Origin of the sequence: Moritella sp. (assembly GCF_013215705.1) — a bacterium.
In the GTDB taxonomy this organism is placed as follows: domain Bacteria; phylum Pseudomonadota; class Gammaproteobacteria; order Enterobacterales; family Moritellaceae; genus Moritella.
Genome location: NZ_JABSQR010000033.1, coordinates 25720 through 43386, shown reverse-complemented (window position 1 = coordinate 43386; position 17667 = coordinate 25720). Strand labels below are relative to the sequence as shown.

The following is a 17667-nucleotide window of genomic DNA, read 5'->3' as shown; positions in this document are numbered from 1 at the left end:
AACTGTTTACTATAGGACATTATACTATGCCAAAATTATCTAAGGTTATGGCGACAGCGCTTAACCAACAAATGACAAAAGAGTTTACTGCATCTCATCTTTACCGCAGCATGGCATCTTTTTGCTATGCATCAGATTTTATTGGCGCGGGTGATTTCTTTTATAAGCACGCAGCTGAAGAACAGGTACATGCTCAGTTATTATTCCGTTATATGATCGACCGCGGTATCCAGCCATTAATGGAAATGATTCCTGCGGCAGAATCTAAATTTGATGATTTATTAGATGTATTTCTTAAAGCGCTTGATCACGAAGTGATGATCACTGAATCTATTTCTGAAATTCTAGGTTTAGCACATGAACTAAGAGATTTCCAATCTGTGGCTCATCTAAATACCTTGATGGAAGAGCAAACAGAAGAAGAAGCATTATTTAATGGTATCGTGAGCCAAATCCGCCGTGTTGGTGTTGATAATGGTCACGGTCTATTCATTATGGATCAAGAATTAAAAGCAATGAGCAAAGCGCCAGCAGCACCGTCAATTGTGATTTAATCTACTTTAGCTAACAAATTTATATACGACTAAACAAGTCGATTATTTTAATATAAAAACCGCTTATGCCTTGGTGTAAGCGGTTTTTTATTTTTACAACTTATACTTTAGTGGTACTATTGTGGATGTTAATCGTGAATTTTAATCAATAGGTAGAATAATTATGTCGAATGATAACAATACTGATATTAAAGATTGCTGTGGTGCGTTTGCTGAAATTGGCAGCATTATTCACCCTGATGATACCGAACTCTCTTTCCCTATTCGCTTTGACTCGCAACTTGCAGTCGATGCAAAACGCAGTGAGCTTGAGGCTTATGTTGATGAACAATTCGATGAAGCAGTAACGATTAATTTTACCGCGCAAGATGAACATGCTTATCTAGTAACATTGAGCTTTACTTGTACTGCAGAAAAAATGATTTTTGAAATGAATTTACGCCATTTATTGGCTTAAATGATTTCTGTTTTTGAATAGTTCAATAGTTTTAAAGGCATACAAGATGAATCTGTATGCCTTTATATTTATGCTTTTATTTGTCTCACTTCTACAATATATTTAGCCGAAGTGTTGTTTACAATAAGCAAGACGCTGGTCTAGATCCATACTATCGGTATTCGCCGCTTCAATTTGTTGTAACCTTGGTAGCAACCCCATGCCATTGGCGATTTGAATAGCCAGCCCTGGACGTGCGTTAAGCTCTAATAGCATCGGACCATGATCGCGATCTAATACCACATCGGCACCTAAATAACCTAAGCCTGAAATATCATAACATTGCGCAGCTAATCGAATAACTTCTTCCCAATGCGGTACTTTTAACAGGGCTAATTCTGTTTGTGTATCTGGATGGTGGGTGACAACTTCATCATATTGCACGGCGTTGAGCGCTTCGCCTGTGGTGATGTTAATGCCGACCCCAACAGCGCCTTGGTGTAAATTAGCTTTACCATCCGACATGGATGTTGATAACCGCATCATGGCCATCATCGGGATACCTTTAAATACAATCACACGTACATCTGGCACCCCTTCAAAGCTATAACCCTCAAAGCTATCATCAAATATGATGAGCGCTTCGACAACTGCCACATCGATACCACCACCAAGTGAGAACAGGCCCGCTAAAATATTCGAGCAATGACGTTCGATATCATCGAGTGAACATTCACTGCCGCTGGGTTTATAATAGCGACCATCCTCTACTTTGGTGATCACTAGGATACCCTTACCACCAGAGCCTTTTGCCGGTTTGATCACAAAGCCATTAAGACCTGCGATGATCTTATCAACCGATTTAACGGCGTGCTGATTATCAACCACGCCAATAAGTTCGGGGGTGCTGAGATTGGCCTCTTCGGCAATCTCTTTGGTTTTTAATTTGTTATCCACTAACGGAAATAGCTTTCTGGGATTGTAGCGCGATATGTACATATTATTGCGCTGATTCATCCCCAGAATACCTTGTTGTTTTAACTTACTCGGCATTGCGAATTCTTTAAAAAACGAAAATGTCATGATTAGTCACCCTGCATATCTTTAAAGCGGCGTAGTTCGAGTAGCCGGTAGCCGGTATAAGTACCTAACATTAAGATGATTGCCATAATGATAAGTTGCAGACCAAGGAAGTTGAATGCCCAGTAGCGTAGTAGTTCATTACTAATGGTGAGGTACACTAGTACCGCCACAAACAAACTGCCACCACCTTGTACCAATACTTCTTTCGGGCCTTCTTCTTCCCATAGAATTGACATACGTTCAATGGTCCACGATAGAATGATCATCGGGAAGAAGGTGATTTTTAATCCTTCCGTAAGCCCTATTTTGTATGATAAAACGGAGAACAACGAAATAATGGCGATTACAGTAATGATCACCACGGATATTCGCGATACTAATAGTAGATTTAATCGAGACAGGTAAGAGCGGATCACAAGCCCAATACCGACAATCAAGGTAAAACCAATTAGTCCGGTGGCTAAACTGGTTTGTACAAATGCCATTGCAATCAAGACTGGCATGAAAGTACCAGACGTACGTAACCCAATCAGAATACGCATTAGCACCACAATCATCACCCCTAATGGAATGAGTAAGATGCCTTTGAATAACGCTTGTTCTTCGAGTGGTAGGCTGTAGATACTAAAATTGGACAGGTTAGTATCATTGGATTTCTCTTTTAGTACCTGCATAACAGGTTGGGTTTGTTGAATAATAGAGAAACTAACCCGAGAATTTGTACCCCCGATGAGATCTAAAGTTGGCTCGCCATTTTGTTCCCAAAGCAGCAGGTTTTTCGCGTCTGCGATCTGGCCTAATTTGACGTCAATTAAACGGGTATCATTTTCGCCAAATACCAGTACAAATGATTGCAGTTGCTGTTGACGACGGCCGTCTTCAAGATACAGACCTTTAACCAGTAAGGCGGGGATATTAGCGTCATTGAGCAATGCGACAAATAATGCTGATTTGCTATTTTCTTGCAGCATTAATTTCGCATTTTGGCCTAAATCATCTCCAGACAGTAACTTGAGTAATTCACGGCTATATGAAAAAGCATCAGCGCTTGTTGCCATCGCACTGTTAACAAGTTGTTCTGCAGCGATATCATAGGGTGGTAACCAGGTGGTTTTATTAATTGTAATGTCTTGCTCATTAATCACATCTAATGGGATATCATTCGCCAGTACGTTAACTTTATAGTATAGATCTTGCTTGCCCTGTGCGCTACGAATAGTCCATTGTGCGCGATTATCGATAAAAGATAAGCCATAACCAGGCGATGCCGCAGTTTGGTTTAACACGGTGAAGTTAGACTGTGTCGACGGTGTGGCGAAGGATGCATTAACTGCGTCACCTTGTGCAGTAAACTCAACTTTCGCTTCAATCATCCAGGTTGAATAGGTGTCACCGGGAAACCAAGGGATCTCTCCACTGTAATGGCGTTGTGCAATACTGCCAACACCGAGCAGGAAAAGTAACGCAACAAAGATGCGAAATTGGATCTTAGACGGCATGATTAGTTAGCCCCTTTTTTAGCTGATGTAGGTTGTTTTTTATTAGCTGTCGCTTGTTTTTTAGGTTGCGTGTATTCTTGTGCGACATCGACAATGGCAATATCTTTTAAGAAAGTACGGCCTAATAGTATAGGGAAGATCATACGACTACGATCGGCCAAGGTAAACTCGGTTTCAGTGTTAATATCGCCAAGTTCGATAGGTAAGTTCACGACATAACGTCGTAATGCGTCGGTCGCGTTAGTTTGACGGATCTTAATGGTGCGCACAACAGGTGCTTCCATAGGGAATACTGCGCTTCCATCTTTGTGTGATAAATTAAATTTGACCCAGTCCTTGCCATCGCGTTCAAATTTAACGATCTCTGTTGCATTTAAAGACGATGTCGTTGCGCCTGTATCAACACGTGACTTAAAATTGGTTTGCAATTCTTCAAACCATACCCACTCTTCTTGGCCAAGAAGTACTTTGTTTGTGTAGTCATTGTTGGTTTTAGTTGTTACCGGTACCACTATGGGTGCTGTCTTTTTAACCTGTGTTGCTGTACTCAAATCGTCAAGTTGTGCTGTTAATTTTTCGATCGCTTTATCTTGCTCGCTAAACTTATCTGGTTGTGATTGCAATGTGGTTAATATTTGTTGTTGCTGCTGCAAGATGGTTTCTATTTGTGCTTGCTGCTGTACCACAATGGCAGTATTGGCTTTGTTTTGTGTCATGGCACAGCCATTTAAAAATACAAGGCTAAGTACACTCGCAATAGCTATCTTTGATGTTTGTAATATGTTTGTATTTTTCATTAGGTATTGGGCCTTGTAAACAGATGAAAAGAGGGTTAGTTCACTAAAGTTGGTAAATAGTTCCGTCATCTCTCTATATATAAAATATAAATCATATATTTATTTAAAGTAATACTGGTTTTTATTTTAAAAGCATTAATATCCATCTCAAAAACAATGTTATTGCATAGATTATAATTGTTTTTAAGATGCTAGTCATAAGATAATGACATTATTACTTATTAGATGTGCGAAATATATCTAATACAATAGTTAGATATCAGTTATTTATACGGAAATACTTTATAAGTAGCAATTTATCACTGGGCATTATTTGTTTCTACACGAGATGCAGGGCGGGGTGTCGTATTGAGTTAATGGTATAGAGTGCGAGCTTAACCTCGCACTTAATGTACATTACTGGGTGATGGATTCGGTTACTGTGTAAGTGCGAGCAACATCAACCACGGCGATGTCTTTTAAGAATGTTCGGCCAAGTAATACTGGGAATGTCATGTGGCTACGGTCGGCGAGGGTAAACTCGGTGAGCGTTTTGATATCGCCAAGCTGTACTGGTAATTCGATAATAGGCCGACGCGTTGGTTTACTGTTATTGGCTTGACGGATTAAAATAGTACGAGCCACTTTAGCCTCAATAATGTGACTATTATTGAGTGCTTTGCTAAAGTCAAAACGCACCCATTTTTTACCATCGCGCTCAAACTCAACAATATTTGTTGCATTTAATGATGATGTTGTTGCACCAGTATCGATACGCGCTTTATATTGTTGTTTTAGATTATCGAGAAACACGAGTTCTTCAGAGCCGATAACTGTTTTTTCAAGTTGAGCTGTTGCTTCAGTCGACTGGGCAAGGGCAAAATGCTGGTTATTATAGCTGGCTTTCGCTTGTTGTTCAGCTTGGCAGGTCGTAATGTTTTTACTATTGCCGGCCACCTGTTGGCGTAACTGCACATAATTTTCGAGTTTGGTATTGAGCTGAGCGATATTTTGTTTTTGTTGGGAAAATAATTCAGGCTGCTGGCGTAACGCAGCCAAAATGGTATTTTGCAGCTCAACCAATAATGTTATTTGCTCGCTCTGTTGTTTTATTTGTGATGTCAGTTGCGCAGCTATCTCACCCTGATTGAGAAATTGTTCCACATTCGCACAGCCTGAAAGTAGGGTGCTAAGAATGATAGCTGTAATTAATTGACGGGGAATTTTCAACATATCCATTTTTAATTCTAATTTTTAATTTAAATCATGGGTAAGTGCATAACTTAATACGTTTATTTAAAGCTAAGCGCCACATTTGGCGCTTAGCCATCACGTTATTCGTCTAACTGTTCAGCATAGGGTTTGGTGGCAATTAATACCGCACGTTTTGGTGCCGGATAGCCTTCAACCGTTTTACTGTGGTCGTTAGGATCAAGAAAATCAACTAATGATTCGTTTCGCATCCACTCTGTTGCACGTTGTTCTTCAATGCTGGTATCAGACACATCGACGATACGGACATTGTCAAAACCCAGTTTTTCAACCCAGAGTTTTAATGCCGCGCAGCTTGGTAAGAACCAAACATTACGCATTTGAGCATAACGATCGCCAGGCACGAGTACCGCTTGTTCGTCACCATCAACGACTAATGTTTCTAGTACTAATTCACCGCCATCACGCAGTTGGTTTTTAAGCTGTTCAATGTGATCAATCGGCGATTTTCGATGGTACAGGACACCCATAGAGAAAACCGTGTCGAATGCACGTAATTTAGGTAATTCTTGAATACCAAGTGGTAATAAATGCACGCGTTGGTCATTGTTAGCAAAATGACGTATCGCTTCAAATTGCACTAAGAATAATTGGCTTGGGTCGATACCAACGACAAACTCGGCACCATCACCGAGCATACGCCACATGTGGTAGCCGCTGCCGCAACCCACATCAAGCACATAACGGTATTTTAACGGTGAGATAAATTCACGTAGACGTTCCCATTTCCAATCACTGCGCCATTCGGTATCAATATGAATACCATGAATGTTGAATGGACCTTTACGCCAAGGGTGAAATTTTTGTAACAGGTTCTCTGTTTTACGCAGATCGCTTTCGCTTAATTCACCCGGCAACCCGACTTCAAATTTATCGGTGATGTTGATGTGTTTGGTTTCGACTTTTGGTAATTTTTTTAGTACTTTTTCCCAGCGCGGTAAAAAACCATGCTTGTGCTCGCGCTCCCACTCGTGCATTTGTGCCGGTAGCGTATAAAGCCAATGGTGTAACTTGTTTTTCGCAATTATCTGGTAAAAATTTGAAAAGTCGATCATGGGTAACCTATATTACTTTCAATTAATGTTACTGTTTTAAATTAATGCAACTGCTTATTTAATGGCAACCATAGAGCCAAAGTTAAAACATTGGAACCAAGAATTTGCGCTACTAAAGCCAATCTCTTTAAAACGGTTCAAATGGGTTTCAATGCTGTCTGGACGCATCACATCTTCAATCGCGCTACGTTTCTGACTAATTTCTAATTCGCTATAGCCATTCGCACGTTTAAAATCTTCGTGTAAATTGATAAGTAGATCATTGATCTTATCATCACTAAAACAAAACTTTTCTGACAAGATCAGAATACCACCTGGGACTAGCCCATCATAAATTTTGGTCAATAGGGCTTGGCGTTCAGCTGGTGGAATAAATTGCAGGGTAAAGTTCAATACCACAATTGAGGCGTTGTTAATCTCGACCGCACAGATATCATCACACAGCACTTGCACTGGGGTATTACTTTTATAAGCAGATAGGTGGCGTTCGCAACGCTCTAACATTGCTTGTGAATTATCAATCGCCACAATATTGCAATTGCTTGCTTGCACGTTACGACGCATGGCAATGGTTGCAGCACCAAGTGAACAACCTAAATCATACAGCTGGGTATTATCTTGGGCATAACGTGCGGTCATCATGCCAATCGCAGAAATGATATTAGAGTAACCAGGTACAGAACGTTTAATCATATCTGGAAAGACTTCCGCGACACGTTCGTCAAAGGTGAAATCACCAATTTGATCTAACGGGGCTGAGAAAATCTGATCGCGTTGTTGCATTGTTATGACCTGCAATAAAAATTAGCAAAATAAGGCGACATATTTTAGTTAAAATGACCGGCTTTGTCTCTAGCTAAACCACATATAGACGGAATAATTTACTTGTTTCGGTGTCGTGTTGGTTTTTTCATCGCTAAAAATGACTTTTTTGTTAACAAAATAACGGTTATTTAACCAGCAAGGGACAATTGGAGGGAGTGTGAGCAAGAGGTTCTTACGTCGTTTGGCGATAACGGTAAGTAGTTTCGGGATAACTTGAAGTTGTTTTAGTATAACTATTGGTTGCGGTGCTAATTTCTATTACAATAACGGTAATTTTTTGAGGGTAGCTAAGAGTAGTTACCCGATCCATCGATTTAGTAGGATTATACAGATGCGCACAGTGTATTGCGGACAAGTAAATGAAACACATATCGGCCAGCAGGTTGTATTGTGTGGTTGGGTTAATCGTCGTCGTGATTTAGGCGGTGTTATTTTTATCGATTTACGTGATCGTGAAGGTATTGTGCAAGTTGTTTATGATCCAGATCTAGCCGATGTTTTCGAACGTGCTAGCCAACTACGTCAAGAGTTTTGTGTGAAGATCACCGGTAAGGTGCGTGCGCGTGACGAACGCCAAGTAAACAAAGACATGGCAACGGGCGGGGTTGAAATCTCAGGTTTAGAACTTGAAGTGTTCAATAAAGCAGACATCCTGCCACTTGATTTCAACCAAACCAATACTGAAGAACAACGTCTAAAATACCGTTTCCTCGATTTACGTCGTCCTGAAATGAGCAACCGTCTTAAGACGCGTGCTAAAGTAAGTAGTTTTGTACGTCGTTTCATGGATGACCATGGTTTCCTTGATATTGAAACGCCAGTACTAACAAAAGCAACGCCAGAAGGTGCACGTGATTACCTAGTACCAAGCCGTACTCACAAAGGTCAGTTTTTTGCATTGCCACAATCTCCACAGTTATTTAAACAATTGTTGATGATGTCTGGTTTTGATCGTTACTACCAAATCGTTAAATGTTTCCGAGATGAAGATTTACGTGCTGACCGTCAGCCTGAATTCACTCAAATTGATATCGAAACATCATTCATGAGTGCAGCACAAGTGCGTGAAGTGACTGAAAGCTTAGTTACCAATATGTGGAAAGAGATCTTAGACGTTGAATTACCAGCGTTCCCAAGCATGACTTATGCTGAAGCAATGCGTCGTTTTGGTTCAGATAAACCTGATCTACGTAACCCGTTAGAGCTTGTTGATGTTGCTGACTTACTAAAAGACGTTGAATTTAAAGTATTCGCAGAACCTGCAAACAACCCGAAAGGGCGTGTAGCGGTATTATGTGTTACTGGCGGCGCTAAACTGTCTCGTAAGCAAATTGACGAATACACTAAGTTTGTTGGCATCTATGGCGCGAAAGGCATGGCATGGATGAAAGTGAAAGACGTTGCAGCTGGCGCTGAAGGCGTACAATCACCAGTCGCTAAGTTCTTAAGCGCTGACGTGATCACTGCGTTACTTGAGCGTACTAACGCGAAAGATGGCGACATTATCTTCTTTGGTGCAGATACAAATAAAGTTGTAACTGAAGCACTTGGCGCACTACGTCTGAAAGTAGGTGTTGATTTAGAGCTTACTTCAAACGAGTGGAAACCACTTTGGGTTGTTGACTTCCCAATGTTCGAAGAAGATGAAGAAGGTAACCTACACGCGGTTCACCACCCATTCACAGCACCAATGGACGTTAACGCAGCAGAGCTACTAGCAAACCCTGCTAACGCTATTTCTGATGCTTACGACATGGTTATCAATGGTTATGAAGTTGGTGGTGGTTCGGTACGTATTCATAAAGGTGAAATGCAAAAAGCTGTATTTGAAATCTTAGGTATCGAAGATAAAGAGCAACAAGACAAGTTTGGTTTCTTACTTGAAGCGCTTAAATACGGTACGCCGCCACATGCTGGTTTAGCATTCGGTTTAGACCGTCTAACTATGCTACTAACAGGTACTGATAACATCCGTGATGTTATCGCATTCCCTAAAACAACTACTGCTGCGTGTTTATTAACATCGGCACCAAGCGAAGCAAACCCAGCTTCTCTTGAAGAGCTAAGCATTGCTGTTGTTAAAAAAGAAAAGAAACAAGACGCTGAGTAATCACTAATTCATGTTTGAGTTTAATGACAGTATTTTAAACTCGATCTTGTTTTAAATTGAATAGCGTAATAAAAGCGGATTTACTCCTTTGAGTAAATCCGCTTTTTTGCACCTCAAACCAAATCTCTAGCTATAACCGCATTTAGAAAATGATAGTATTTTCTAAGGGGTATAGATCACTTCCAGTTTTGGATGAAATGATGGGTTTGAATTATCTGCTGAATAAAAACCAGCAAGATCAGTCTGCCTATCATCATCAGAATTTAATTCGAAGCTTATGCGAAACTGTGTGCGTCCAGAGCGGTTGATATAAGGAAATGCTGTCTCTAACAGATCTACTTGGTAGGTACTTTTGTTACCGCCCTGATCAGTGAATTGTACTATTGCATCTGCATCAGCTTCCGCCTGAAAATCATCTGATTCTAGAGAGGGATTACCACCAAAGCCTCCACTTTTAATGTCTACAACAGCATTACCATGTGTAGTAAAGGGAGCTGTACCACTGTTTTTCCCCCTGGTCAGTATTAATTTTACTGACTGTAGTGTTGCCGCAGTTGGAATTGATGAGCTATCAAAAGAGACAATAAATTTAAACTGGCGATTGCGCCTGTCATCTCCAATACGCAAGGATTTTGCACCTGCATTAGCACTTTTAATGAGACCGCCAATACTGCTTCCAGATGAACTTTCTCGTATGAAACCATCTTCGGCGGCAACAGAAGTAAAACTGGCCTCTATTGGATCCGTCACAGAGCAAAAAGCATCAGCCTCGTCAACGAAACTATCACAGTTATTATCAATGCCATCACTGCAATGCTCTAGTGCTCCAGGGAATATAGCAGGTATGGCGTCATTACAGTCGCCTTGACATTGAGCATATCCATCATTATCAGCATCTATTTCTTCAGGTGGAATGATGCCATCACAATCATTATCCTTACCATCACAAATTTCTTGATGACCGGGATGGACTGAGGCGTCGCTGTCGTTGCAATCAATAGCGCCGCATTCACCACCAACACTTGAGAAGCCGTCATTATCTAAATCTATGCACTGTGTATTTATGGATGAGCTTTGTAAGATCACATTGTGGTTTGTTAACGAAGTAAACCTTAATGTTAAATCCTTTCCATCCTGCTGAACAATATCTGCACCTAATACTTCCAAATCATTAACTAGGCTATCGTGTAAGTGGATCAATATTTCACCTTTACCAAAAAAGCTAAAATTAAGCTTTTGACCATCCCCTGACATAGTGAGTAATCTTGAACGCATCGGTAACGCGGTGATATGTGTGACATCTACAATCGTACTGGATAGGTGAATGGTATACCCGCCGCCATTCAGGGGCAGAAAAACTTGTTTGTCATCATAGGCATACCAGTTATCGACTTTTGATATAATATCGCTACTTTTTATCCGTAATGAAAACAGGCTTGCATCATTGCTGGCGACATTTGCGGTAATTGGATTGACCCCTGATACTTGTAATTCGCTAGCTATAAATCTGTTAATGCGATTATGTACTTCTACCGCCGTTACGAATTCAGAATCATGTTGATATGCCCAATCAATGGTATTTTCAATCATCTCCGGTTTATAGGCGGGATCATTGGTTGCAGCATAATCATGCCACAGCCAATGCAAAATCGGTTGCGAAGCATGATTGGTCTGTTGAGCATATTCATCCTGCCAAATCTGCATGGCTTCAGCGGGTGTATAATTTAACCATCCAACCAAGGTGAAATCTGGCGACATACTTAGACTTAAATAGACCATTGAATGATCAGGTGTAAGAAAGCCATAAGCACCGGGATAACCCCAGCCTATAATACTGGCACGGCCTGAAACATAACTAAGATAGTTATTTAACTGGTTATTAACCGCTATAGTCTCAGGATTGCCTGGTATAGCAGCCCCGACTGTGACATAACCAAGCTGCTGGGTGATTTCAGCATTGGACTGTTGAAATTCATACTGCAATTGCTCATGACTTAAAGTTGCAGTGTCATCTGGGTGCGTCCAGGAATGGCTGGCGACTTCATTGCCCAGAGCGATATAATCTTGATATAAAGGTGCTGACATACTCCAGTCGGTATACTCACCCTGCCCGGGTTTGTTGCCGATATTAATGTAATAGGATCCGACAAAATTGTACTTGTTTTTCCACAAGCCTAATAAATCATAAAGAGGAAAGGCCGTTTCTTGCAATTCATCGGCAAACATGGACTGATCCATATCGGTACGCGAAACAAAAATATTGTTTTGCCGAGTCAACTTTAACCCGACTGGCGTTGCATCACCAAAAACAACCCACTGAATGGCAGACCAAAGAAGATTAGCATCTGCCATAATTTGATCACTGGAAAAGTGTACATTCCTGCCCCCTGTAATTGTGGCAAACACAGCAGGGTAAGAGGCGGTATCAGTATCCAACCTAACAATATCTGTCACATTACCACCTTCAACCGCCTGATAAATGAAGGTCCAAATGGCATTCCATGAAAGCAATATTTCATCTGCTGAGTAATCACGTGTTACAGGATGTGTTATTGAGTTGGCCCTCATTGTGGTTTGAACTCCCCAAGTTCCTCCTCCCGTACTTCGTACTCCTAGCAGGTGCTCCATTCGCTGATTGATGTTTGCTAGAGGTACATTGTTTTCGGAATGGGTCATAAAATGTCCCGATGTAATAATGCCAATGCCGAAATTCTGAACCGCCTGAGTCAGGGCATTTTCAATCGCATCAACCTTTGACGAGGAAACATACTGCATAGAAGGTATAATTAGAGCATTATATCCGGATAAGTTATTGATATCCATAAGATCGTTTTCATCAAGAAGATCGAATGGGATACCTGCCATCATCGCCTGATGCTGTGCAGCCATAAACAGTTGAGAATATATAAATGGATCAAATGAATTAGCCGCCGATGGGGCTGAATAAATAATTGCCACACGCTTGCTTTCATTGCTTAGAGCGGAATGTGTGAATACACAGAAGAGCAGTAAGCAATAAATAATAATGTTTTTTGTTTTAGAAGAATTTGAAATTTTTCTTTGTCGGTGTCCGTCCCTTGATAAAGTATGTTGATAGTTAGACATAACATCCTCCCAACTAAAATTTATTAGGATCTGAAAGTATAGCTCTGAACCTGTAGATATCTACGTCAGGCAGGTAACTTCTTATATAGGAGATTGGATTTATATGCATATACGCTAATAAAAACGGTTGATTAAGATGCTTTTATAACACAGTTTCGACCATTATCTTTTGCTAGATAAAGTGCTTTATCGGTATGTGCGATAAATTCCTTAGCATTAAATGAATCGTACTCATGCCATTCTGCCAGTCCAACGCTCACGGTTAGGCGAATATTATCTTGACCATAAGGCACCTGCTGTTCACTCACATTATGGCGGAGTCGTTCGGCAATGATTTGTGCTTGTGCGCTGTTCGTTTCGGGCATTAAAATAGCAAATTCTTCACCACCAATACGAGCGACGATATCGGATGATTTAACACTATTAAAGCAAGTGTCATAGAAGTCACGTAGGACTTGATCGCCGCCACCATGACCATACGCGTCATTGATCTTCTTAAAGTGATCAATGTCGAGAAGTAATAATGACAATGTCTGTTTATCGTGTTTGGCAAAACCAATTTCTTGTTTCAGGATAAGGTTAAATTTACGTCTATTTAATGCGCCAGTGAGTGCATCTCTTGACGCTAGTTCGCGGTATTTATCCCGTTCTTTACGTCGGTCGAGTAACGATTGTTGCTGACGTTTAATAATATTTTTTGACATGTCCGCCTGCAAAAGTTTTCTACGTAATGTTTCATAAGCATCATTCATCGCACCAATTTCATCATTGGAGGTGTATTCATGCATTTGCTGGGTATAACGGCCTAATGTAACTTGCTTCAAAGCATACGTAATATGACGAATAGGGGTGATGACACTGTGATAGAGGACAGTGAAAAGTAACGTATTAAAGATGACGATGGTGCTAATAATAATGAGTACTAGGTAAAATCGTTGCTCTAATTTAACTAATTTTTGTTGTGTTTTAACGTCGAGGTCTTTGATTATTTTATCTGTGACTATTTTTATGTCATCAATACGGTTTGTTAGCTGAATAAACCAAAATTGACTGTTTTGATGCGCTTCTGGTTGCAGCATGAAATCGGTCACTGTGTTATTAATAAATTCTTTTTGGGCTGCAATATTACACAAGCTACCACAAGCATGTTGCTGTGCTGGTGTCGCTGAATAATTAAACACAAAGATAGCATTGAGCTGCATGCCAAGTCGTATGTATAGCTGTTTGTAGCGCTCACTATGAATTAAATCATGTACCGATAGTTTACTATCGATGAGCCGTGTACCTATCTCTCGTTGTCGCCCAAGAATTTCTTTCAATCCGAGGATAGCATTGATCGCGGTAATATTATGGGCAAATTGGGCATCCATCTTGATCTGTGATAAACGATTTACCCGTGACAATAACCGGGCAATAATGTCATTGTAACCTTCTAACATTTGCTCACTGGTTATGCTGGTATTTTTTAAACCACTTCGAAATATATTTAATTCAGCAATATCAATTTTGGTCGAGTTAATAAACTCGATTAACAAGGGTTCTGTTAATAACGCCTTGCGTGAATTCAGTAGCGTTGAAAATGTATCTATTTCATTATTACTTTTGCGTTGTTGTGCGGTGAGGGCCTGAGAAAAACGCTGGTAGTCTGAACTTATGTAGCTCGAGAGTAACCCTCGTTCAACTTGTAAGTTATGTGTTAGTGAATTTACTTGTTGCACGATCTGGGTGAGGCTTTCTAATAGCAGCATATTTTTGTATTGTTGGTAATTGTCTTTGATCGCAATAAAGCTGAGCAATAGCATACCAATAATTGGTAATAGCGAGGTAATAAGTACGCGAGTAGAAATGTTGATGCGATAGCTTAGCCATTCAGACGTACGCCGAAATATGGCGGTTAATGATATCGAATGTGTTTTTTCATTATGAAAAGCCTGCACATAATCCATATCGGATATAAGAATGTGTTCAATAACCCAATCATATAAAAATTGACTGACTTGTTCTGCCACTTCTACATTATTCGAATTTAACAGTTTATGTTTTAATTCGGGGAGCTGATTTAAAAAAGTTTGATGGTCCTTTTGGTGTTCAATAAAATTGTTGAACGCCAATGTCTGCATTAAGGCTTCTTCTTGTTTAAAATGAGCGGTAGTACAAGCAGTAAGATTGGCAAAATGTTTCTCGATGGTTGCAGCGTTACAGTTAGTATCGATCGCTTCGATAATAGATGAAATAATAGAGAGGATCTTTTTATGGTCAGTATCAATCTCATCGATACCGACACTCATCTCTTCATTCCATTCTAGGCTAATCATTAGAGCGACTACTTACCGTTGACTAAAGAAGCTGCAGTATAAAATTCCATTGATTTAAGTCAACTTATTTAGCTAATGTTTTACCACTAAATGAGTGGTCATTCATGTTTATGGTCATTAGCTGAGAATACCTTGATATTCAAGGTCAGTTATTTATTATGCTGGAATCAGTTTATGTATTTGAGGCCGCGCTGTTATGGTCTTTTCTCAGATTGGTTAATCGGTTTTGGGTAATGCCAAACACCGAATTGTGTGCGTATTCACCTTCATTATTCATTGAACCCGCGATGATGTTAGTGAGTAACTGAATAGCGTCAGTGACATGGTCAATTGCCCAGATATGGAATAAACCTTGCTCAATGGCCTCAATAACATCGTTTCGCAGCATGAGATTATGTACATTAGCGCGCGGAATTATTACCCCTTGTGTTGATAGTGGTGTAATCGATGAACAAACATCAAAAAAACCTTCAACCTTTTCATTTACCCCGCCGATGGGTTGGGCATGACCAAATTGGTCCATTGACCCGGTGATGGCGATATCTTGACGTAACGGTACTTGCGAAAATGCAGAAATAATAGCACAGCATTCGGCAAGCGAAGCGCTGTCACCATCAACTTGACCGTAAGATTGTTCGAACGTCAAACGTGTCGTAAGTGGGATCGTGGCAGTTTGGCCAAATACCGATGCAATATAAGCGGATAAGATCATCACGCCTTTGGAATGGAGGTTACCACCAAGCTTCACTTTACGCTCAATATCAAAAATTTCCCCTTCGCCAAAGGAGGCTGTTGCGGTGATACGCCCTGGGATACCAAATTCGCTGTCAGATGTTGCAATAACGGAAAGTGCATTAATTTGTCCTATCACGTTACCCTTAATATCAATGAGAGTGGAACCATTGATAAAGTTTTGCAGTAGATAGTCTTGTAATCTACCTGCTCGTTGTTGTTTGTTTGTCAGCGCTTGTTCAACATGGTGATGACGTATAAGTGTGGCATTTGCAAGACGTGCACAATAATTACTTTCACGTAATAAGTTGGCGATATCAAGTGAATGCAAAGAAAGCTTATCCTGATCTTCAGCTTGGCGTGAGCTGTACTCGATTATCCGACTCATGGCTTTACGATCGCAATGCAGCATATTGTTATCGTGTACGATACTCGAAATGAATTGTGCGTAGTGCGCTTCTGCAATGTCTGTTCTGGGCATGACATCTTCAAAATCAGCGGTAACCCGAAATAATTCTCTGAACTCAGGATCATATTGTTGTAGCAGTTGATAAGTCTGATAATCCCCAAAGAGAATGATCTTAACTGAGAGTGGTATTGGTTCTGGGTCTAACGAAATGGTACCGGATAAACTGACTTCGCGTTCTAATGAACTTAAGTTTAATTTGTTGGCGCGCAAGGCGCGTTTCAAGCCATCCCAAACATAAGGTCGCTCTAGTACTTTGACCGCATCAATCATTAACACCCCGCCATTAGCACGGTGTAAGCTACCAGCTCGGATCAAGGCGGCATCGGTAAACACGGTACCTTTGAAGGTTGCACTTTCGATATAACCAAAAATAGTATGGTAATTAGGGCTGTCCTCGACCACGATAGGGAAGGAGTTGGTTTCTTGACAAACGAGCACGTTAATTTGATAGCGGCGGGGCATTTTTTTATCTAATGCGGCATAAGCCAAAGAGATATCATCCTCGCTGCCTTCAACAAAGATCTCAAGATTGTCTAATATGTCTTTATTCATCGCAATGAGATGCGATTTTACCTCGGCTAAATGATTGTACTTTTCTTTCAATGGCGTGGTGCAATGGACCAATACATCCTGTGCGATTTGTTCGTCAAGCTTTTGGATCTTATCGGAAAACTCTTCTTCCCAAATGGTTAATTGACGGATAATGTCACGTAGTTTTATTTCTAATTCTGCAATTTTAGTTTCAAATCGTTTCTTTTTACTGTCACTTAATGCTTCAAAATCGTTTTCAGAGTAGGCTTCATTTTTATCGTTCATGGCGATAAGCTGGTAATCGCCTTGCGCCGTTAATGTTAAGCTAATACTGTGCTGTTGGGCTGACTGGGTCAGATCTTGTAAAATAGCTTCTTGTTTGCTTTCTAATTGATTTTTTAGTTTCTCAGAGCGAGCGAAGTAGATCTCGTTATCAAAGGCCATCGGTAAAGCTTTGACTAAACGATGGATAAGGTTTTCGATATCTTTTTTAAATTGATGGGCGGAACCTGCGGGTAGTTTCAATACTTTTGGGTGACGAGCCTCATCAAAATTAACCGTATAACACCAGTCAAAAATAGTATGATTATTACTGCTAGGATCGTGTCGGTTAAGATAGCGTAATATCATCGTACGCTTGCCCAGACCGTTGTGACCGAGCGCGTAGATGTTATAGCCTTTTTCTTTTATCGACATGGCAAATTCGACCGCTTGTTGTGCCCGGTCTTGGCCGATGATTTGATCGAGTGGCTGTAGGTGTTTGGTTGATTTACAGTCGGCAGCAAGCATGCTCAGTGTTGAGGTTCGATACAACTGGCTACAACTTAGAGGTTTTATCGACATACAGTTCCCTCTTATAAAACAGCTATACCCCTAGTGTAGACATAGATCGCTTGTGTGAGCAT

At 40.5% G+C, this 17667-nt stretch carries 12 protein-coding genes; 3 read left to right on the top strand and 9 right to left on the bottom strand.

The genetic code is table 11. The features are described 5' to 3' along the window. The first annotated feature begins 26 nt into the window (after nucleotides 1-26). Entirely contained in the window at nucleotides 27-554 is a 528-nt protein-coding gene (locus HRT96_RS18760; RefSeq protein WP_293159711.1) for a ferritin, read from the top strand. Nucleotides 555-717: 163 nt separating this feature from the next. Continuing rightward, nucleotides 718-1011 (top strand): DUF406 family protein, encoded by a 294-nt coding sequence (locus HRT96_RS18755; RefSeq protein ID WP_293159709.1) that lies wholly within the window; start codon nucleotides 718-720, stop codon nucleotides 1009-1011. 102 nt (nucleotides 1012-1113) lie between these two features. On the opposite strand, the gene HRT96_RS18750 is transcribed toward HRT96_RS18755, so the two are convergent. From HRT96_RS18750 to cmoA, 6 genes are all read right to left on the bottom strand, one after another. Then, nucleotides 1114-2073 carry an alpha-L-glutamate ligase-like protein gene (locus HRT96_RS18750; protein WP_293159707.1) on the bottom strand — a complete coding sequence of 320 codons (960 nt, stop codon included), beginning with the start codon at nucleotides 2071-2073 and terminating at the stop codon, nucleotides 1114-1116. Nucleotides 2074-2075: 2 nt separating this feature from the next. Beyond that, on the bottom strand, nucleotides 2076-3572 hold the full coding sequence (locus HRT96_RS18745) for an inactive transglutaminase family protein (protein WP_293159705.1): 1497 nt from the start codon (nucleotides 3570-3572) through the stop codon (nucleotides 2076-2078). Between the two features lie 2 nt (nucleotides 3573-3574). Continuing rightward, on the bottom strand, nucleotides 3575-4369 hold the full coding sequence (locus HRT96_RS18740) for an ATP-dependent zinc protease (RefSeq protein WP_293159703.1): 795 nt from the start codon (nucleotides 4367-4369) through the stop codon (nucleotides 3575-3577). A gap of 396 nt (nucleotides 4370-4765) precedes the next feature. Then, nucleotides 4766-5587, bottom strand: a complete 822-nt coding sequence (locus tag HRT96_RS18735) for a RimK/LysX family protein (protein ID WP_293159701.1) — start codon at nucleotides 5585-5587, stop codon at nucleotides 4766-4768. Between the two features lie 95 nt (nucleotides 5588-5682). Next, on the bottom strand, nucleotides 5683-6675 hold the full coding sequence (gene cmoB / locus HRT96_RS18730; RefSeq protein ID WP_293159699.1) for a tRNA 5-methoxyuridine(34)/uridine 5-oxyacetic acid(34) synthase CmoB: 993 nt from the start codon (nucleotides 6673-6675) through the stop codon (nucleotides 5683-5685). 54 nt (nucleotides 6676-6729) lie between these two features. Continuing rightward, on the bottom strand, nucleotides 6730-7458 hold the full coding sequence (cmoA, locus tag HRT96_RS18725; protein WP_293159697.1) for a carboxy-S-adenosyl-L-methionine synthase CmoA: 729 nt from the start codon (nucleotides 7456-7458) through the stop codon (nucleotides 6730-6732). Between the two features lie 373 nt (nucleotides 7459-7831). On the opposite strand from cmoA, the gene aspS reads away from it, so the two are divergent. Further along, the gene (gene aspS, locus HRT96_RS18720; protein ID WP_293159695.1) at nucleotides 7832-9610 is read left to right on the top strand and encodes an aspartate--tRNA ligase; all 1779 of its coding nucleotides are present in this window, start codon (nucleotides 7832-7834) and stop codon (nucleotides 9608-9610) included. 162 nt (nucleotides 9611-9772) lie between these two features. Here aspS and HRT96_RS18715 read toward each other — a convergent pair whose 3' ends face one another. From HRT96_RS18715 to HRT96_RS18705, 3 genes are all read right to left on the bottom strand, one after another. Beyond that, nucleotides 9773-12715, bottom strand: coding sequence for a MopE-related protein (locus HRT96_RS18715; RefSeq protein WP_293159693.1), 2943 nt, complete (start codon nucleotides 12713-12715; stop codon nucleotides 9773-9775). 131 nt (nucleotides 12716-12846) lie between these two features. Further along, complete coding sequence (locus HRT96_RS18710) at nucleotides 12847-15030, bottom strand: bacteriohemerythrin (RefSeq protein ID WP_293159691.1); 2184 nt, start codon at nucleotides 15028-15030, stop codon at nucleotides 12847-12849. A gap of 172 nt (nucleotides 15031-15202) precedes the next feature. After that, nucleotides 15203-17605, bottom strand: coding sequence for a Lon protease family protein (locus HRT96_RS18705; protein ID WP_293159689.1), 2403 nt, complete (start codon nucleotides 17603-17605; stop codon nucleotides 15203-15205). Between the last annotated feature and the right edge of the window lie 62 nt (nucleotides 17606-17667).